Below are 20,305 nucleotides of genomic sequence, written 5' to 3'. Positions count from 1 at the left end.
AATGCAATAATTCAGTGAATTTATATATGAAGAGATCTGATAAAATGAATGAAAAGCTTGGAGGTAATGCCATGAAAAAGCCGATGATCGGTGTTCTGCCTTTGTATGATACAGACAAAAAAAGTTACTGGATGCTTCCAGATTATATGAACGCCATAGAAGGAGCAGGTGGGATTCCACTTATGCTACCTTTGACAACGGATATCGAGATCATAGCAACGCTGGCTAATCAGTTCGATGGGTTCCTGTTCACCGGGGGACATGATCTCAATCCTGAGCTGTATCATGAGCATGCAGAGGTTACCTGTGGAGAGTTGTGTATTGAACGCGATATGATGGAGTCGATATTATTACAAAAGGTAATTGAGCTTGATAAACCTACCTTTGGCATATGCCGTGGACTGCAGCTATTTAACGTTATGTTGGGTGGAACTTTATATCAAGACATTCCCACTAGCCTTCAACTTCATGGGAACAAGATCGTTAATCATAAGCAAAGTCCGCCGTATACGGATCTTGTACATGATGTACATATTGAGAAAAATAATATCCTATACGATATTTTGCAAACCGATACGATAAAAGTGAACAGCTACCACCATCAGGGAATCAAAATGTTATCGGATAAGTTAACTGCTGTGGCCGTCGCTGAAGATGGACTCGTTGAATCCGTGGTCATGTCAAACCGCTCGTTTGTTTTGGCTGTGCAGTGGCATCCAGAGTACAGCTATAAAGTAGATGACTACAGTCAGAAGTTATTTGCGGCGTTTGTTAATGCTGCTAAATCCCCACGCTATACTATCCATATTGAAGACATCACCGCATAAAATGTGAAAAAGAAAAAAGACCTCCTGTTTATAAAAACAGAGGAGGTCTTTGTATTGGTGAATTTAGTCGTAATAGTAATCATGGTATCACCGTTCTATTGGCAGGATTATTTTAATCCAGACTTCGTGTTGGCATGCTCTTCAGCATTCAGGGAAGCAATCAGCTTCTCGCCTTCAACATCCAGGTTTGGCAGAATGCGATCCAGCCATTTTGGAAGTGCCCAAGCTTTGTCTCCGAAAATAGCCATGATGGCAGGGACCAAGCCCATACGGATGATGAAAGCATCAATCAGAATGCCTACCGCCAAAGTGAAACCAATCTGTTTGATCATGACATCGTCAGTGAATATAAATCCTGCAAATACAGAGACCATAATCACTGCTGCGGCAACAACCACGCGGCTTACCTGATTGTACCCATGAACGACGGATTCGGTCCCGCGATGACCATGCACATAGGATTCCCGCATGGAGCTCACAAGGAAGACTTGATAGTCCATCGCCAGGCCATACAGGATACCTGTTACGATGATCGGCATAAAGCTCAGCAGCGGGCCACCGGTATCGAAACCAAAGAGCGAATGCAACCAGCCCCATTGGAATACAGCAGTGGTGATCCCGAATGTAGCCAGGATACTAAGCAGGAAACCGATGGTGGCTTTAATTGGAACGATAATCGAACGGAATACGAGTAACAGGATGATCAGCGAGAGCAGGATGATGATGCCTACATAAATAGGGAACACCTGCGCCAGTTTGGCGGACATATCGATGTTAACAGCTGTGAGTCCAGTAACTCCGAGTTTCACATCATAGGTCTGTGCGATGCCGGAATCAGCCGCGCGTAGATCAGTGACCAGTGTTTTAGTGAGATTATCGTTAGGACCCGTTTTTGGAATGAGACTGAAAATAGCTAAATCTTCTGTCATCCCAAGCGGTGTGACTTGTGCAACGTTATTCTGACCTTGAAGTTCCATCACCAGACCACCCAAGAGTTCCGGTGTAACTTTTGCGGAAGACTGATTAGGCTCTGCGACCAGAATAAGGGGTCCGTTGAATCCATCTCCGAAGCCTTCGGAGATGGCATCATAACTTTGTCTTGCAGTTGTATCCAGATTCGCTGAGGAAGCGCCGGGGATACCCATTTCCATTTTGGTGATCGGCGTCGAGGCAAAACCAAGAATGACGATGATGGCGATAATGGTAGCCCAACGATTTTTGATAACGAATTTCACCCATCTGTTCGCGACTCCGTGGTTAGTGGCTTTAGGATGTTTCGCGCTTTTCTCACGAGCTTTGGCGGAACAGATGCGTTCTCCTACCAATCCCAGTAAAGCCGGCAACAGGGTTAAAGCAACAAATACGTTGATGAGCACGGTGGCAGCTGCGACTAAAGCCATCGTAGACAAGAATGTAAGACCGATGACAAGCATACCGCACAGTGCAATAATGACGGTTAATCCGGCAAAAAATACTGCGCTACCCGATGTACCAATGGCTCTGGCCGTTGCTTCTTTTGCGCTCAAGCCTTGATCAATGATCATTCGACGCTGGCGATTAACAATGAAGAGCGCATAGTCGATTCCAACAGCCAATCCAACCATTAGAGCTAGAACGGAAGTGACACTAGGCATTTCGATGAATTTGGAGATGGAGAACGCACCACCAACTCCAATGGCAACTCCGAGGAGTGCAGTGATCAGAGGCAGACCTGCTGCAACAACGGAGCCAAGGGTGATCAGCAATACAATGACAGCAATGACCAGTCCAACAATCTCTGCCGAGCCGACTCCAATCGATACCGTTTTGAGCGTTTCGCCCGGCAACACCTTAATATTGGTTCCTTGCTCTACCGTCATAACGGACTGAATAACGGAATCAAATACATCCTGTGTTATGGCAGACTGTTCAATTGTAAATTGGAACTGGAACAGTGCAATGCTGCCGTCCGAAGAGATCAGCATTCCAGGTACAGGAACACCATCCACCATCAAAGGTCCATAGGGAGGAGGCGTGGTTGTTGCGGATTGCGCCATATCAGTAGCCTGAGCATTCTGAGCCATCTCCGCCTGAGCACCCGAATTACCCGCTTCAGCTGCATAGTCCGCAGGGTTAATGACTTTGTCTAATCCGTAAACTTCATTAACACCTTTCATCATGGCCGCCAAACGTTCAGGCGTATCCAAACGCTCGTTGTCTGGAGCTTTGAAGACAACACTTCCTTGACCGCCGGAGGCGGCAGGCAGTTCTTTTGCCAATTGATCCAGAACCTTCTGTGACTCTGTGCCTTCAATCTTCATTTCGGAACTGATGTGAATACCATTGATGCTGATCATGGAGATGACAATTCCCAGAATTAAAACCCAGCCAATGATGAAATAGGCAGGTTTGCTAAAAGCGGTTTTCCCCACTCTGTATAATAATGTAGACATTTCTCTATTTTACACTCCTCTATGATGAATGTGGATGGTTGGCATGTTCAAATCCTGCCCGTAAATGATTAAACGTGGTTTCCAAAAATTGATCGAATGTTAAAACACCGGGCTTGGTATCTTCAGTAATGACTTGTCCGGGCAGTAACACATTGAGTCTTCCATCAATTAATGGCAGTATTGTTCCATATAGTGCGTTGATCAAAAGATAAGTATAGATCTCGTCATACTTCCCGTTAGATAAGTCTAATAAGGTATCTTGTGCCTGCGTCTGCATCCGGTGCATGGCTCCAAGGTAATGCGGTTCAAGCACGGGATAGGTCTGGGATAGCGATAGTAGCTGATGAAGTCTTCCTATTAGTTCTGTTGTAAGCTGCATCTTGATCAGGTTATACAGTACGTCAAGCAAGGAGACGTTGTCGGGCAATTCGGTAAGCAACTCTTCGAGTTCCGTTGTATTCTGAACGGATATTGCGCCTCTGGCTACTGCCTCTTCCTTACATGTGAAGTAGTTTGCAAATGTTCTGCGGGAACAACCCACCTGATGCACGATATCTTCGACCGTAAAGCCATCAAGCCCATGTTCAAGGGTAAGTTCAAATGCAGCACTAGCAAGTGCTTTTTCAGTTGCTTCTTTCTTCAAATGTCGCAAGTTTCGTTTGATCATTATTCTCCGCTTATGCGTTCACCTCCAACACCAATGACTATGGTTTATTTCTTTTAAGAAGAGCACACTTACTTAATATGCACTTTGTGAGGTTTATCATAACAAACAAGTTGCCCATTGTGCAAATTTACTCATTGTGCAATTATTTTATATGACAGCTATACTGCGAATCAATGCTTCAACTCCTGAGGAATGAATGTTAAAATCAATAGAAAAACTTGGGGCGATAACGAGATATGAGTAGTCGTAAACAAAGTTTATTGGAAACAGCACTTGCACTATTTTTAGAGCACAGCTATGCAAATACAACAATCCAGATGATCTTGGATCAATCGGGTGTATCCAAAGGCACATTCTACAAATTCTTCAGTTCAAAGGAAGACTGTTTATATTCTATTATTGATCAGCGTATGCAAGAGGATGTTTTCATTCGTAAAGAGCTTGAACAAAATCACTATACATCGGATTATGACCTGCTCGTAGATCAGATTGCGATTCCTATGTCTGTACCTAATAAAGAGCGAGTATGGGAATTATATTGGACGGGTTTTTATTCCGGGGAGATCAACTCAGCCAAACTGGCTACAGTTCACCTAAAATGGCTGTCCACACGCTTGATTCAGGTTTACGGGAACGATATTAGCTTATATGCCAACGAAGGGGCCATATTGTGCTACGGCATATTACATCAGATTGCCAACACATCAAGAAGTCTAAATACGCAAAAACCGGTATGGAGCGAAGTGGTTCCCAAAGTATTAACGTACATTGAAGTGATCCTAAGAACAATGCATCAGAGAAATGAACATATTTTCGACTTTCAGTCTCTCTATTTCCTGAATGCTGATGAGCGTAACCATGATATGGGTCTGGACATCGATAATATATTGATCGAATTGGATGAGTTCAACAACCGTGTACAAAAATCCAAGGAATCTGCATCATTCAAGCAACTTTCGAAGGGGCTTTTAGCGCTATTACAAGATCAAGAGGATTTAAATATTCCTGTAATCGAAGTGGTGCTTCAAGCGTTTCACAAAGAGTACAAATCCAGCGCGTTTCAATCTGAAGCCAATAGACTGATCGAAGCCTGTTGGTGGTATTTGGAACTAGTGAAGCAACGTAATTAATATGGGGGTTGGCTCGTAGCCGACCTCTTTTTTTTGCTTTTTTATGCTTCTAGTTATTAATTAATATACTATTAGTATATTAATTAATTGTTGTTATAACAGTTGTTTTATGCTGTTTAAACTATGATATTTGAAATTAAATATACGAGTAGTATATAATCGGAATGAACATATATTTCCATAGATTTGAATAACTTCACTTCGAAAGGAAGATTTATATGAATAACTCGAATAACCAGACATCAGAAAAAGTAGAATTTAATTTGTTTAGCGAAGAAAATAGTAAAGATCCATTTGCCATGTTTGCACAGATGCGTGCCAAAGGTTCCGTTGTCCCTATTCCTAATCCAATGGGTGGAGCAGGGCAAACCTGGATTGTAACTCGGATGGACGTCGCCATGGAAGTGCTGAAAGATCACTCTCGATTTACGGTAGATATGAACTCTATTGATAGTGGCAATGATATTCGAAAGAATCTCTCAGGTGAGCTTGGTTCATCGGAACCCCAGACCTTTTTTACCGGAAAGTCGATGCTCTTTGTTGATGAACCGGATCACCGAAGACTGCGTAGCCTGGTTTCCAAAGCGTTCACGCCAAGATATATGGAAAGCCTGCGTCCACGCGTCCAGGAAATTGCCGATGAGTTGATTGACCAATTCGAAGGAAAAGGAGAGATGGATCTTGTAAAAGACTATGCCTATCCTTTCCCAATCAACGTTATTTCCGAGATGTTGGGTATACCTCAGGAAGACCGACCTCAGATCCATGTATGGTCTGAAGCCATTGCAAAAGGTCTTGGTTTTGGTAAACAGGACCCTGCCGTAGCGCAGCACTTGCGATCATTCGCAGAGTACACCTCACAACTTGTGGCGAACAAACGAGTAGAACCTTCAGATGACCTCATCAGTCAATTGATTGCGATTGAGGAAGAGGGGGATCGACTGAATGAAGATGAATTAATATCCATGATCACGTTATTGATATTTGCCGGACATGAGACAACTTCCAATCTGATTGCAACTGGTTCTTATCTTCTTCTGACCCATCCCGAACAACTGGAACAACTGAAACAAGATCTGAATCTGGTTCCTTCTGCGGTGGAGGAGTTGCTACGATATAACGGACCCGCGACTTCCTCAGGTCCTCGTTATGCAACACAGGACACGGAGCTCGATGGACAATTGATTCAAAAGGGAGATGTTGTGATTCCCCTTCTGAAATCAGCGAATCGGGACGAGCAGCAGTTCACTGACCCCGAAGAGTTGGATATCGAACGCAAAATAAAACGGCATTTGGCCTTTGGACACGGCATCCATATGTGTCTTGGCGCTCCACTTGCTCGTGTAGAAGGGGACGTGGCGTTTACTACACTTTTACGTCGGCTACCGGATATTCAGCTCAGTATTCCTCAGGAAGAGATTCATTGGCACTCTGCTTTGTCATCACAGGGATTGGCAGCATTGCCCGTAAAATTTTAATAGATACACTTAGTGTGACCCATTGGAGTATGACGAATTATCGTCATACTCTTTATTTGTATAGATGATAGAATGAAATGAACAAGAAACATATTAATGGATTGAACACTGCTTAATGTAAAAGATAAAGTGGGATACATAATTTTTGTGGTGGAGGTAAACCTTATGAATAAAGATGAACAATTCATGCATAAAGCCATTGAGATTGCTCTGCAAGCTCGCAAAGAAGGAAACGAACCATTCGGCTCATGATCAATTAGCGGAAATTGCTGGCGGCAACATCATGATCTCGTGTGAAGAAGTATTCGACAAAAGTCCTCAAAAGCCTGAAGTAACAGGGAAATTACTTAACACAGAAGGCTTAAAAGTTTTCGAAGGATATCAATTTCATTCCAATGCGTAATCAGATCAAAAAATTAATTTTAAATTATTGCTTGATTTTTTTTTCGACGTCTGATAGTGTAAGACCTGTGATTTTGGGAAGTTAATTTATCAATATGAATTAGAGCTTTCCAGCAGATAATTTTGACCACTTCACCAGGAAGTTAAGGCCATACGGACAGCCGGGTCAAACGCCGATTGGCAACTTATGTTGCTTTATTGATTGAGTTCAAAGCTCAAATTTTATAAGTTGGTTACTTTACAACCAGTGCAATTGCACATCAACTTGTGAAACGGTCAATAAGAGTGGTAAAGGCGAATTATTTGCTATATAGACTCTGATCCAATATTGATATACATGAAGAAGCTTTCCGCCAAAGGAGTTCTTGTGAACTTTTTTGGTCATGGAGACTTCACGTCTTTTTTATGATGTATATCGATAAGCAAGTGTGATGATGCGCGATTGCGAGCATTTTTCACCTTGCTTTTTTTGTTGTCTTGTTGTCACCGTATTAAACCAATTTTAAAAAAATACATATTGGGATAGGAGAATGTAAAATGGGAAAAGCACTAATCATCGGCGCCGGCGGCGTTGCTTCCGTGGCAGTACACAAATGCGTTCAAAACAGCGAAGTTTTTGAGGAAATCTGCATCGCGAGTCGTACAAAATCCAAATGTGATGAACTCAAAGCCAAGCTGGACGGCGGAAAAACAAAAATTACAACAGCACAAGTTGATGCTGACAATGTTGACGAACTGATCGCTCTGATCAACGAAGTTAAACCGGATATCGTTATGAACCTCGCTTTGCCGTATCAAGATCTGACAATCATGGATGCTTGTCTTGCAACTAAAACAAATTACATGGACACAGCTAACTATGAGCCACATGATACAGCGAAGTTTGAATACAGCTGGCAATGGGATTACAAAGAGCGTTTTGAACAAGCAGGCATCACTGCATTGCTCGGTAGTGGATTTGACCCAGGTGTGACTGGCGTATTCTCCGCTTATGCCCTGAAGCACTACTTTGACGAAATTGAGTACATCGACATTCTGGACTGCAATGGCGGCGACCATGGCTATCCGTTCGCAACCAACTTCAACCCTGAGATCAACATTCGCGAAGTATCTGCGAACGGAAAATATTGGGAAAATGGTGAATGGATCGAAACGAAGCCGATGGAAATCAAACGTGTCTACGACTTCAAAGAAGTTGGCGAGAAAGACATGTACCTGTTGTATCATGAGGAACTGGAATCTTTGGCAAAAAACATGCCAGGTCTGAAACGTATCCGTTTCTTCATGACATTTGGCCAAAGCTACCTGACTCACTTGAAAGCTCTTGAAAATGTAGGCATGACTTCAATCGAGCCTATTGAATACGAAGGTAAACAAATTATTCCACTGCAATTCCTGAAAGCAGTACTGCCTGATCCAGCATCCCTTGGACCACGTACTGTAGGTAAAACAAACATCGGTTGTATTTTCAAAGGTAAAAAAGACGGCAAAGACAAAACATATTATGTTTACAATATCTGTGATCACCAAGAGTGTTATAAAGAAGTGGGTTCCCAAGCGATCTCTTACACAACAGGCGTTCCAGCAATGATCGGTGCAGCAATGGTCATGACAGGCAAATGGAACAAACCAGGCGTATATAATGTAGAAGAGTTCAACCCAGATCCATTCATGGAAGAGTTGAACAAATGGGGCCTCCCATGGGTAGAAGACTTCAACCCGGTACTCGTTGATGAGCTGCCAGAAGAAGTTAAAGAATCGGAGCTTGTTCGCTAAAATGCGGTTCGAGCAATTACCGACACCATGTTTTGTTGTTGACGAGGCGCTTATTGAGAAAAACCTGAAAATCCTGAACGGTGTTATGCAACGTACAGGTGCCAAAATCGTGCTGGCTCAAAAAGCATTCTCCATGACTGCGATGTATCCGCTGATTGGAGAATACCTGAGCGGTGCAACGGCAAGCGGTTTGTATGAAGCGCGTCTGGGCCATGAGGAAATGGGCAAAGAGAATCATGTCTTTGCTCCAGCATACCGCGCAGAAGAGATCGACGAGATTATCTCCATCTGCGACCACATTATTTTCAACTCATTTTCGCAGCTTGCAAAATTCAAGAATAAGGCGCTTCAAGCTGGCCGTAAGGTCGGCTTGCGCGTCAACCCTGAATGCTCCACCCAAGAAGGACATGAGATCTACGATCCGTGTTCTCCGGGTTCGCGTTTTGGTGCGAAACTGGAGGATTTCGATGCAGACTTGTTGGAAGGCGTCTCCGGACTTCACTTCCACACACTGTGTCAGCAAAACTCCGATGATCTGGAGACTACGCTGAATGCAGTGGTCGATAAATTCGGACAATGGTTGCCACAAATGGAATGGATCAACTTCGGCGGTGGGCACCATATCACACGTGAAGATTATGATATTCCAAGACTGGAAGCATGCATCAAACGTATGCAGAACGATTATGGCCTGGAAGTATATCTGGAGCCGGGAGAAGCTGTTGCGCTGAACGCGGGTTATCTGGTGACCTCTGTGCTGGACTTCCATAAAAACGGTATGGACATCGCTATTCTGGATACTTCAGCTACGTGTCATATGCCGGATGTGCTGGAAATGCCATATCGTCCGCCGCTGATCGGTTCGGGAGAAGTAGGCGAGAAAGCCCATCTGTATCGTCTTGGTGGACAAACCTGTCTGTCTGGTGACGTAATTGGGGACTATTCATTCGATCAGCCTTTGCAAGAAGGCGACCGTCTGGTATTCGAGGACATGGCGATTTACTCCATGGTGAAAACCAATACGTTCAACGGCATGCCGCTTCCAGCGATTGCAATCAAAAGAAAAGACGGCGATTGCGAAGTTGTTCGCGAATTCGGATATCAGGATTTCAAAATGAGGCTGGCATAATTACTTCATTATATAGTAAGTATTAATATAGAATTGAAAATAAATACAAAGAAGGGAACCTGGAGACAGGTTCCCTTCTTAACGTTAACTGAAGTTTAACGATTAGATTCAATGATGTTTATCAGTGAGGTTAGGTGAATGTTTACCGGTATTAAGCCGACTTAGCTTCGAGTTCAGTTTTCGGGTTAATTTTGTGGTTTCGAGGATGCTCTCGCAGCGTATGGAAAGATCGGTTCTCTTAGTTCAAAGTCATACGTCAACCCATCCACAATGCCGACTACACTTTCACTGTCATACAACTCCAGCAAAAATCCAGCCATTTGTTCCGCCGTATGGAACTTGGGAACTCTGCCTTCATATTCAAACTCATCTACATTAAAGGAATGTTTCGCAAATTCTGTCTCGGTTGCAGCAGGTGCGAGAACTTTGGCTTGCATCGCTGCGTTCTTACCTTTTAACTCTTGCGCAAGTCCTTCGGTAAAGGCACTTACATAGAACTTGGTTGCGCAGTAGGTTACTGCATCGGCTACAATCGTATATCCACCACCAGAGGAGATATTAATGATCTGTGTGCCATCAACATCTCCATAATCACGTACATACAGGGAAGAAAGAATCGTAAGAGCTTCTATATTTAGATGAAGCATCTGTTCAATCTTGGGCAGATGTTGTTCGCCCACGGAAGCAAAATTTCCGAATCCGGCGTTGTTAATCCACGTCTCAATGGAGTAAGCCTGAAGACTCTCATAGAATTCATGCACATTAGCGGCAATGGACAAATCCACTGTACGAATGACAACATCCAGAGCAGGATTGATTTCAGCTACTTTTGCTTTTAACTTGTCCAATTCATCGGTTCTGCGCGCTGCCAGAATTATATTTTTGCCACGAGTTGCAAAAGCTAAAGCCGCTTCATATCCAATGCCTGAACTGGCACCGGTAATCACTGTATATTTCATGGGAATTCCTCCTGGATCTGATTTCATTTTTTATTGTGATGTGACCACGAGTTGATTATACTGATTAGAGCTTACTCTAAGTCAAGCGGGAAAATGGAGGGGAGGTTAACCATGCATACCATTGGTGAAGTGGCAGAATTACTCCATATCAGTGCACATACGTTGCGTTATTATGAGAAGGAACAGATTGTAACTCCTCTCCGAGATGCCAGTGGAGACAGGCGATACAACGAGTCACACCTGAAGTGGCTGCAATTTGTGATCAAATTAAAAGAGACTCAAATGCCCATTGCTATTATTAAGAAATATGCGTCCTTGTTTCAGGAAGGGGAGCATACGGCGGGGGATCGTTTGAAGCTGCTGGAGGAGCATAAAGAGTCGATTCAAAAACAGATGCACATACTTCACACAGCAGATGAGATGCTTGAGCATAAAATTTCGTCGTATCGAACGCTCATCGGACAATGAACTAACACACACAAATGACGATCTATTGCCAAAACAGTGATTTTTATTATAGACTGTTTTTTATCGGTTGTTCATCAAGGGGGAAATGCAATGCATCAAAACAGAAAACAAAAGTCAAACAAGTTAAAGATCCTCTCCAAAGTATTATTGATTATCATTGGGGGATTTATAACGGCATATGGCCTCGAAGCCATATTGATCCCGAATAATGTCTCAGATGGTGGTGTCACAGGTCTGAGTATCGTAGGATCACAGCTGTTCGGATTACCACTGGGGATGCTCATCGGGATTATTAACATTCCATTTGTGTGGCTCGGGTACAAGCAAATCGGAAAAAGCTTTGCGTTATATTCGATCATCGGTATTGCTTCACTCGCAATCAGCACCAGTCTGATGCACCATATACCAACCATCATTGAAGGTGATACCTTGCTTGTTACGGTTGTCGGCGGGATTATCATCGGTTTTGGTATGGGACTTGCATTACGTAATGGCGGGGCATTGGATGGCATAGATATGCTGGCTGTACTCCTTTCGCGAAAAGTACCTTTTGGAACCAGTGATCTCATCCTGTTCCTCAACATGTTTGTATTTATTGTCGTTTCTACCGTGTTTGGTCTGCAAGGCGCGATCTTGTCAGGACTTGCGTATTTTATTGCTTCTAAAGTAATACATATTGTTGAAGAGGGCTTGAGCGGCTCCAAAACGTTTAAAATTATTACGAATCAACCTGAGATTATGGTTGAAACCATTCGGGACCGTTTAGGCCGTGGAGCAACGTATACCGAGGCTTACGGTGGTTACTCTAATGAGCAATTCAAGGAAATTACTTGTGTCATTAACCGGATGGAAGAGAGTAAAATTAAAGATATCATTCACGAAATTGACCCAACTGCTTTTGTAGTCGTATACGATGTAGCTGAAGTGAGAGGCGGCAATTTCAAAAAGAAAGATATTCACTGATTCCGAAAAACAAAATTAACTTATACGTAGTTGGTCAACCAGGAACTTCTGGTTGGCTTTTTTTGTATGTTCACAGCGTAACTTGGAGTTTTAACAGGCGGATTTTCTTGTTAGTTTGATACGAATATTTAAATTTGCATATAAAATAAATATGGTTTATTATTATATCAAATGATACAAATTACTATCATTATTGAATGTGAATGTTGTGATTACAAAACAACAACATGAATGTAGAAGAGGAGAATGTTTTATGGCGTGGTTATTCCTTATTCTTGGAGGGATTTTAGAGGTAGGTTGGGCATTAGGTTTGTCATTCTCCGATGGATTTTCCAAAATCGAGATCGTAATCCCCACGGTTATTTTAATGATTGGCAGCTTCTACTTCTTTGCAAAATCCACTAAAGTACTTCCTGTATCAACGGCGTATGCGGTGTTTACCGGACTTGGTTCATTTGGAACCGCAATTGTGGGAATGATTTTTTTGGGGGACTCCGTAAGTGCAATCAAAATCGTGCTGGTCATGATATTAATCAGTTGCATCATCGGTCTGAAATTTGTATCCAATGAACCTAAACCAAAGGCGGGTGTATAGAATATGAGTTGGTTTTTCTTGATCTTAGCTGGTTTATTTGAAGTTGGTGGTGTAATATTTCTGAAACTTTCAGATGGATTCACCAAATTGAAACATACATTGATGTTCGCTATGTTTCTGGGATTAAGTTTCATTTTTCTTTCCCTGTCTTTGAGAGAGATCCCAATCAGCATTGGTTATGGAATCTGGACAGGTATTGGGGCATCGGGCAGTGTACTATTGGGGATGTATGTATTCAAAGAGCCCAAAAATGCAAAGAAATTAGCTATCGTTAGTGGAATTATCGTCAGTATTGTGGGATTGAAACTAGTCTCTTAACTGGATAAATTAGCTGTACTAACAACGGAACGATATCCATCTCATCTATATTCATGCATAAGTACAGCTCTCTTATGGGAAAACTTCTGTAGTACGAATTAAATTGCATGACTTCAAGTATGTATGGGAGGTTAGCATAGTGACAAAGCAGGACCCGCAAGAGCTTTTGAAGCAAAAACACGAGCTGGATGAGCAAAAAAGACAGTTTACTAATTTTTCGCGGAATATTTCAGGTCATGGTGAGGTTGAAGCTGGTCAAGAGTTCAGTGTTGACCGGGTACCAGATGATCAAAACCGTATGAAATCGGTTGAGAACAGACGCGGCGAAGTCTAGAACGTTACAACATAAGTCGATCCTTTCAAGGATCGGCTTATTCGTGCGTAGCATTTTATCTAACAGGAAGATATATGTTGTAGTTGAGAATGATTATCGATAGAATGGAGAAAAGTGAAAATATCCGCTGATTTTGCTGATGTTTTGCTAACTTAATGGGTTGTGGAAGGTGAAGGAAGAGATGCACGTAGAAGAGCATGTGAAGTTATGGAATCTGGCCTCAATTAAAATATGGGAAGTGCGTCACGTCGTCGTGCGCGCTGGCGAACCCATCCATGCCTATCGATTTCCAATTAGCGGTTTTATATATACAGTTCGCGGCAATGCAACGATTACACTGGATGATACGATGTACGCGATCGATCAGATGCAAGTCTTACATGGAGGCAAGGGGGTATGGATGAATATTTCCCTGAACGAGGATTCATTCGAATTTTATTTGATGTTTTATCGGGCTAATTTGTCGTTATCCAATACTCGTGAGAATCAAGCTCTGCTCAGGCAACATGTCCCGTTTCACGTGCAATATGCTTTCGCCCCAAGCTATCCCATTGACTTATATGATAAAGTCCAAAGAATAGAGCAACATTGGGAACGGACGGATGCGTTCTCGAAATTTCAGGTAAAGACATTATTTTATCAATTTATTAATGAATTAATGAGACAGTTAAGTGCACAAGGAATTGAGACTGCCAAGCCTGATCTGGTAGCTCAAGCCGTTCGTTATCTTCAAGAGAACTACATGTTGCCCGTTATGGTCGATCCGCTCGCAGAACTTCTGGACTGCAGTGCAGGGCATCTGTCGAGAACGTTCAAGAAAGAGACAGGCAGCAGTCTGATTACCTATTTAACTCGGATACGGATGTACAAAGCCAAGGAGCTGCTGTTGCACACAGATGCATCTCTTCAGAAGATTGCCGAGGCAATCGGCGTTCCAGATGTGATCTATTTTAATCGTTTATTTAAAAAGCATGTTGGCCTTTCACCAGGTCGGTTCAAACAAAAATGTATCGCCCTGCCAACCGGTCAGAATAATGCTATCCAAGAATCAGAATTGTCCATTGTCAGTTCCATGCATCGCGGTTATGATCCTATTGATGATGATAATTATTATCAATACAACTCAAAAGGAGAATCACTTACATCTATGAGATCGAGAAAACCCGTTGCATTGCTTTTGATGCTCAGCCTTACATTATTAATATCAGCCTGTTCCCCTTCTCAGGGCAGTTCAGCAACAAGCAGTAATGGAACAAGCGGTAACAATGCTCCAACCACCGAAGTCGCGCAATCCACCGAATCAGCAGTACAGGAGCGTGTTGTTAAACATCCTTGGGGAGAAACTGTCATCAAAGGTGATCCTCAGCATATTATTTCGTTGTTCCCGGCTGCAACTGACTATTTGTTAGCACTCGGTATTGTACCCCAGGCAGCATCCAGTAATGAGGAGGGGAGTGATCAGTTTCCTACCTACCTGTCCGATCAACTACAAGGAAAAGAAAATCTGGGCTGGCAGGTTGATCCCAACTACGAAAGCATATTGGCGGCAGAGCCAGACCTGATTATCGGTCAGGATTTCATGAGTGATGCCTATGACAGCCTTAGCAAAATTGCCCCTACCTTGCTGGCAGAGAAGCTGCAGGACGAGCAAGGTATTATTCGTATGAAGACAAGCCTGTTACATATGGGAGATATGTTAGGGAAGACGGATCAGGCCAAACAGGTCATTGAAGAATACGAAAAGAAGGCTGCAGAAGCCCGTGAGAAAATCAAGCAATCCATCGGAGACGAGACCGTGATGTTCCTGCGTTTATCCGATAAAGAAGTGCGTTATTACAGTAAAAGAAACTACGAGGTTCTGTACGACGATCTAGGCTTGACACCTCCTGTATCCATACCTGACCCGACAGATTCAATGAAAGTAATCTCCATGGAGTCGTTACCATCGATTAACCCGGATCATATTTTCCTGTTGTCATCAGACGAGAATGAAACGACAGAATTGCAAAAAACAGCAGTGTGGAAAAGCCTGAATGCTGTTAAAAACAACAATGTCTACATCGTTGACTACGGCTTGTGGTTCCAAGGTCCGGGAGGACCCATTGGACAGAGCAAGATTATCGACGAAGCGGTAAATTTCCTTACCCAATAAATAAGGAAACTAGACAGGAGGATTAATGCATATGGAAACGTCCGTCGTAGAGAAGCTCATTCGTGAACGAAGAACCATTCGTCAGTTCAATGGCAAACCGCTGGCGAAAGAAACGATCATGCACTTGCTGGAAGCGGCCGTGTGGGCACCTGTTCATTCCCGTAAAGAGCCATGGCGCTTCATATTATTTGTAGAAGAAGGTCGGAAGCAATTTGCTGATGCGGTGCTACATACGTTTTCCAAAGATGAGCGGGAGCGCTGGACAGAGAAGTTGCAAAAGGACTATTGCGAATCTATCCAAGCCCATCTGCTGGTTGTGATTGAGGCTGATCCGAGACAACGGGTATGGGAAGATGCTGTGGGGGCTAGTGTTGCCCTTATTCAAAATATTCAACTCCTGGCATGGGAGCAGGATATCGGCGTAGTGTGGAAGACGAATGAATATAATTTTGACCCTGATTTCTACTTCAAGACCGGTGTGAGACCAGGGGAGAGAATTGTTGGCACACTTCATCTGGGGTATTTTGATACAAACAAGGTTCCCAAACCTCGTCCTCGCACACCAGTAGAAGAATTGATGACCTTTGTCTCCACGGCAAGAGCAGAAGTACAGTAGTAGCGATACTTCATACGGTTCCGAGCTGTGAAACGAACTCATTGTAAGCCGCGAACATAGCGGCTTTTTTGCATAATTGAATATCGATGTTGATTGGATGTCAGACATTGAGGAGTTCAAACTGTTTCTGATTAACGTTATCTCACACTGCCTGCCAAATCATGAACGAAATGAAATACAAATTCGGCGGTCAATAAATGGATGGTTGAGGCCATATAGGTGGTAGTCAATCGTTGTAAAAGGTCGTATATTAATAATATGTCGATTGTGGGAGTGAACATGTACCACATCGCAAAATGATAAACGATTTTACATAGAAGGACGGGAAAAAATGGACTTTAAACCGCTTGCTTCATTTATTGACCGCATTACATCCTGGCGTATACCGTGGGCAGAGGTGCTGGTGATGCATCGAAATGATACCGTTTTCCATTATCGTAATGGATACGCCAATCTGGAAGAGAAAACACCTATCGGTGATGGAGCGATCTTCAATCTATACTCCATGACCAAAATTATGACCTGCGTGGCAGGATTGCAACTGGTTGAGAGAGGTGAAATGCTGCTAAGCGATCCACTGTCTGATTATCTGCCAGAGTATGCTGAGATGACGGTAAAGAAAACGATGGCGAACGGCGAGATCCGGCTGGAAAAGGCGACAAAAGCCATTACAGTTCGTGATTTGTTCACCATGACCGCCGGGTTCTCGTATGACGTGGGTAGTCCAAGCATTCAAGAAGCTGTAAAAAGCACCGACGGAACATTGCCAACACGTGACTTCGCGAGAGCGCTTGCGAAAGAACCACTGCTGTTTGAACCAGGGACACACTGGAATTATAGTATGTGCCATGATGTGTTAGGAGCCTTGGTGGAAGTGGTAAGTGGCAAACGCTTTGGTACGTATCTGCGGGACGAAATCACCGGACCCCTTGGCATGAACGATACAGCGTTTAATCTGAACGATGAGCAGCAGACACGCCTGATTCCACAGTATGCTTATAATGATGAGTTTGAAAAGGCTGTACGTTTGGACGGCAATGGATTCCGTGTGGGTACGGAGCTGGAAAGCGGCGGTGCAGGGTTGCTATCAACCGTTAGCGATTATGCACGTTTTCTGAACGCGCTTACTGGGCATGGTACGAGTCCCCAAGGCGTGCGCATTCTGTCACAAGCTTCAGTGGAACTGATGCGAACGGACCACCTGAACGAGATGACTCGTGCTGATTATTCCTGGGATCATATGTATGGATACGGTTATGGACTGGGTGTTCGCACACATATCTCCAAAGCAGCAAGCGGCTCACTGAGTCCAATTGGCGAATTTGGATGGAGCGGCGCTGCTGGTTGTATGGCTATTATTGATCCGGATTCAGAGCTTACAGTTATGTATGCACAGCACCTGCTGAACAGTCAGGAGCCATACGTTCAACGACGCTTACGTAATGTGGTTTACTCCTGTCTATAAATCATATCGTATTCGAAGTTACTTGAAGAGCCGCTAAATAGCGGCTTTTTTATGTTATATGGATCGAAATCTATTAATTAGATTGTTATTTCTTTATTAGAAAGGGTATGTTATCATTCTTAGGAAAATAGTACTAGTAGGAGGATATGCTTATTGAACATGAACTTAAATTCATTACATAGTTTGATCAAGATTACACGCTAGCAAGTACCTGTTTGAATGTTGAGATTGTGAACAATTCTTAATTAGAAAAAGCTGTTAGATTTTATTTTTTTACTCAAAGGAGATTCATCGATGATACACCCTAAACACAATGCAAAATGGGCTTCTCTGGCCGTACTTACCTTAATCGCCTATGTTCTGAGCGCATTGCTTCTGCTACCACCCAATGCTGCTGCCAAAGGAGAGCAAATCTCCGCCAAACAGCTCGAAAGTATGAGCCGGCTTTCATTTACGCTTCGTGATGCCAAACAAACGGCTTACACCGTTTATATTTTCGCTTATGATGAACAGAAGAGAACGCTGACCGAAGAAAATGGCTGGACCAACAATAAAAAAGGCGACAAGAGTTATTCAGGCACTTATCGTGCAGCCTTGCTGAAAAAAGGTGCAGCATACGGAACTGTTCAGGCAGCAAAACTGGATCTGAATACGATTATTTTGCCTCAAACCTGGAACTTTGTTGTGAAGAGCAAAGAGGCTAGTACACCAGACATGCTGATGATCACCGATTGGGGAACTTCTAATTTTAATGAGGTGAAAACGTATATTGTTCGTTCCGGGGAATTGCGCCGTGTAACATATGTCGATAATAAGGGGAAAAAAATCGACGATTCCTACTCTGCAAGCAGAGATGATGGAATCCGTACTCTTTCAGGTGCCCGAGTGCAGTTCAAAAATTACAACAACCTTCAATTTGTCTATGGGGTTGATACGTTTAAGCTGAATGTGAACAAATTGGAATTGCGGTTGGAAGATACACGTAACCTTCGTTCAGAAGCTTGGCCGAACTCGGGTGTTGGCGATCGCGCTTACCTGAAAAGCCTAAAGGAAGCTGCTTTAAAGGGTGTGTTGCCAGGCCGGACGGACGTTAAGATTGGCATGACGCTTCAAAATGCGCAAAAAAAGCTGGGAAAACCCAATTCTCGTTCAAACGGGGAATGGGGAGCGTACTATTTTTATTCTAAATTCGGCGTCGGGTTTGATTCATACATGCACGAGCTTACCAATAAATCACGTATTGCCGTTTTTGATTTGTACAATGAAAAGCAGAATCTTTCACCACGGAATGTGAAAATATGGATGGGAAAACCTTCCTCAGAATATTACAATGAAGTCGTGGTTGGTTATGAGATGGTATACCAATTGGGTAATCACGCCATTGTATTCACTTATGAGGAAGAAGAGGACTTAATTGATTTTACGAGTATATATTAAGGTATAGCATTCATCGTAAAGAAATGAAAGCATAGCTTAATCACATTTACATGAAAAGCCGCTAATTAGCGGCTTTTTTGGTTGTCCATGGAAGTGGACGGGTAGTCTATTTCATTGGAGTGTTATTAGAGCTTTGCACAGAACGTACACGATTGACTAAATAAATGCCGACTGACACGAACAGTAATGCGACCAGATTTTTCAGCTCCAAGATCGTTTCCCCCAGAAATAACGCTGATAATAAAGCTCCAAATACAGGGATTAGGAAGTTATAGACAGACACTCTTCCGACCTTGTTGTACTTGAGAAGCATATTCCATAGACAAAATGCGACGGATGACAGCAAAGCCAGGTAGATTAGGTTACTGGTGGATTCCAAGGTGAAATGAGTAACTCGACCGCCGAGTGATAGACCTAACAGCGTAAGTACCAGTCCCCCGACGAATAAGCTGACACCTGTTATGATCAGAACATCGATGGTGGCGGTGAGACGTTTTGCGTAAAGGGCCGTAACGGAAAAAACAAGTGCCGCTATAATAACGAAGCCTTCGCCTGTGAATGAAAAGGAAAAAGCAAGCAGATCCGTATGGAAGTTTACGATGATTACACCAACGAATCCGAGCAAGCAACCAACGATTTTATTTCTGCTTAATTTGTCGTTTTTATAGATGAAATGGGCCAGAACAACACTGAAAAAGGTCGTAGTTGCATTCATAATGGAGCCTTTGACACCTGTCGTATTGGCTACGCCAACGTAGAAAAACATATATTGCAAACCCGTTTGCAATATACCTAACATAATGAGGCCTGTCCACTGTGGCTTGGTTAATTGGAGCTTCTGTTTTCTAACGATACGAGACAGGAGCAAGAGCAGCATACCCGCCAGTGTAAACCGGTATCCGGCAAATACATACTTGGAAGCAATATCTTCCGGCAGAATGTCAAACGCGATATATCCAAGTTTAATGGATGGGTACGCGCTTCCCCATAACAAGCAACACAGGCTTGCCACGAGCATGACAAAAATGGGATCACTAAATTTACTCGGTTTCTCAAGGGTATTTCTCTCTATCACTTTCGATCTTCTCCTCACATTTCATGTACATATGTATGTATGAATCTATTAACATCCTCACTGACCATATCACATATCGCTA

General features: G+C 43.1%; 18 protein-coding genes. 14 read left to right on the top strand and 4 right to left on the bottom strand.

Going from position 1 to position 20,305, the window contains the following annotated elements:
- Nucleotides 1-71: 71 nt before the first annotated feature.
- The gene (locus MHI01_RS03965) at nucleotides 72-827 is read left to right on the top strand and encodes a gamma-glutamyl-gamma-aminobutyrate hydrolase family protein (protein WP_340982576.1); all 756 of its coding nucleotides are present in this window, start codon (nucleotides 72-74) and stop codon (nucleotides 825-827) included.
- A gap of 107 nt (nucleotides 828-934) precedes the next feature.
- On the opposite strand, the gene MHI01_RS03960 is transcribed toward MHI01_RS03965, so the two are convergent.
- Both MHI01_RS03960 and MHI01_RS03955 read right to left on the bottom strand, forming a co-directional pair.
- Complete coding sequence (locus MHI01_RS03960) at nucleotides 935-3,259, bottom strand: MMPL family transporter (RefSeq protein WP_340982575.1); 2,325 nt, start codon at nucleotides 3,257-3,259, stop codon at nucleotides 935-937.
- A gap of 19 nt (nucleotides 3,260-3,278) precedes the next feature.
- Nucleotides 3,279-3,926 (bottom strand): TetR/AcrR family transcriptional regulator, encoded by a 648-nt coding sequence (locus tag MHI01_RS03955; RefSeq protein WP_076253018.1) that lies wholly within the window; start codon nucleotides 3,924-3,926, stop codon nucleotides 3,279-3,281.
- 236 nt (nucleotides 3,927-4,162) lie between these two features.
- Here MHI01_RS03955 and MHI01_RS03950 point away from each other — a divergent pair, with 236 nt between their 5' ends.
- From MHI01_RS03950 to nspC, 4 genes are all read left to right on the top strand, one after another.
- Complete coding sequence (locus tag MHI01_RS03950) at nucleotides 4,163-5,056, top strand: TetR/AcrR family transcriptional regulator (protein ID WP_340982574.1); 894 nt, start codon at nucleotides 4,163-4,165, stop codon at nucleotides 5,054-5,056.
- A gap of 218 nt (nucleotides 5,057-5,274) precedes the next feature.
- Nucleotides 5,275-6,534, top strand: a complete 1,260-nt coding sequence (locus tag MHI01_RS03945; protein WP_036616012.1) for a cytochrome P450 family protein — start codon at nucleotides 5,275-5,277, stop codon at nucleotides 6,532-6,534.
- A 939-nt stretch (nucleotides 6,535-7,473) separates the two neighbouring features.
- On the top strand, nucleotides 7,474-8,712 hold the full coding sequence (locus MHI01_RS03940; RefSeq protein WP_036616010.1) for a saccharopine dehydrogenase family protein: 1,239 nt from the start codon (nucleotides 7,474-7,476) through the stop codon (nucleotides 8,710-8,712).
- Nucleotide 8,713: 1 nt separating this feature from the next.
- On the top strand, nucleotides 8,714-9,841 hold the full coding sequence (gene nspC / locus MHI01_RS03935) for a carboxynorspermidine decarboxylase (protein ID WP_340984822.1): 1,128 nt from the start codon (nucleotides 8,714-8,716) through the stop codon (nucleotides 9,839-9,841).
- A 185-nt stretch (nucleotides 9,842-10,026) separates the two neighbouring features.
- Here the strand turns inward: nspC and MHI01_RS03930 are convergent, their stop codons facing one another.
- Nucleotides 10,027-10,800: an SDR family NAD(P)-dependent oxidoreductase gene (locus MHI01_RS03930; protein ID WP_340982573.1), complete on the bottom strand. Its 774-nt coding sequence runs from the start codon at nucleotides 10,798-10,800 to the stop codon at nucleotides 10,027-10,029.
- Nucleotides 10,801-10,911: 111 nt separating this feature from the next.
- Between MHI01_RS03930 and MHI01_RS03925 the strand changes: the two genes are divergently transcribed.
- The 9 genes from MHI01_RS03925 (at nucleotide 10,912) to MHI01_RS03885 (ending at nucleotide 19,148) form a co-directional block, all read left to right on the top strand.
- A complete protein-coding gene (locus MHI01_RS03925) occupies nucleotides 10,912-11,268 on the top strand; it encodes a MerR family transcriptional regulator (RefSeq protein ID WP_076327623.1) in 357 nt (118 codons plus the stop codon).
- A 90-nt stretch (nucleotides 11,269-11,358) separates the two neighbouring features.
- A complete protein-coding gene (locus tag MHI01_RS03920) occupies nucleotides 11,359-12,231 on the top strand; it encodes a YitT family protein (protein ID WP_017688526.1) in 873 nt (290 codons plus the stop codon).
- Nucleotides 12,232-12,484: 253 nt separating this feature from the next.
- Nucleotides 12,485-12,826, top strand: coding sequence for a DMT family transporter (locus tag MHI01_RS03915; RefSeq protein WP_076327622.1), 342 nt, complete (start codon nucleotides 12,485-12,487; stop codon nucleotides 12,824-12,826).
- 3 nt (nucleotides 12,827-12,829) lie between these two features.
- Nucleotides 12,830-13,144, top strand: coding sequence for a DMT family transporter (locus MHI01_RS03910; RefSeq protein WP_100526216.1), 315 nt, complete (start codon nucleotides 12,830-12,832; stop codon nucleotides 13,142-13,144).
- 139 nt (nucleotides 13,145-13,283) lie between these two features.
- Entirely contained in the window at nucleotides 13,284-13,478 is a 195-nt protein-coding gene (locus tag MHI01_RS03905) for a hypothetical protein (RefSeq protein WP_017688524.1), read from the top strand.
- Between the two features lie 181 nt (nucleotides 13,479-13,659).
- The gene (locus MHI01_RS03900; RefSeq protein WP_340982572.1) at nucleotides 13,660-15,630 is read left to right on the top strand and encodes an AraC family transcriptional regulator; all 1,971 of its coding nucleotides are present in this window, start codon (nucleotides 13,660-13,662) and stop codon (nucleotides 15,628-15,630) included.
- A 31-nt stretch (nucleotides 15,631-15,661) separates the two neighbouring features.
- Entirely contained in the window at nucleotides 15,662-16,246 is a 585-nt protein-coding gene (locus MHI01_RS03895; protein ID WP_340982571.1) for a nitroreductase family protein, read from the top strand.
- Between the two features lie 331 nt (nucleotides 16,247-16,577).
- On the top strand, nucleotides 16,578-17,711 hold the full coding sequence (locus tag MHI01_RS03890; RefSeq protein WP_340982570.1) for a serine hydrolase domain-containing protein: 1,134 nt from the start codon (nucleotides 16,578-16,580) through the stop codon (nucleotides 17,709-17,711).
- Between the two features lie 294 nt (nucleotides 17,712-18,005).
- Nucleotides 18,006-19,148 carry a DUF4309 domain-containing protein gene (locus MHI01_RS03885; RefSeq protein WP_340982569.1) on the top strand — a complete coding sequence of 381 codons (1,143 nt, stop codon included), beginning with the start codon at nucleotides 18,006-18,008 and terminating at the stop codon, nucleotides 19,146-19,148.
- Between the two features lie 106 nt (nucleotides 19,149-19,254).
- On the opposite strand, the gene MHI01_RS03880 is transcribed toward MHI01_RS03885, so the two are convergent.
- Nucleotides 19,255-20,223, bottom strand: coding sequence for a DMT family transporter (locus MHI01_RS03880; protein ID WP_340982568.1), 969 nt, complete (start codon nucleotides 20,221-20,223; stop codon nucleotides 19,255-19,257).
- Nucleotides 20,224-20,305: the final 82 nt, after the last annotated feature.

This window comes from Paenibacillus sp. FSL M7-0656, from assembly GCF_038003225.1.
GTDB lineage: Bacteria > Bacillota > Bacilli > Paenibacillales > Paenibacillaceae > Paenibacillus > Paenibacillus amylolyticus.
Note: the sequence above shows the minus strand (reverse complement) of the source record. Positions and strands in the feature narration are given on the sequence as shown.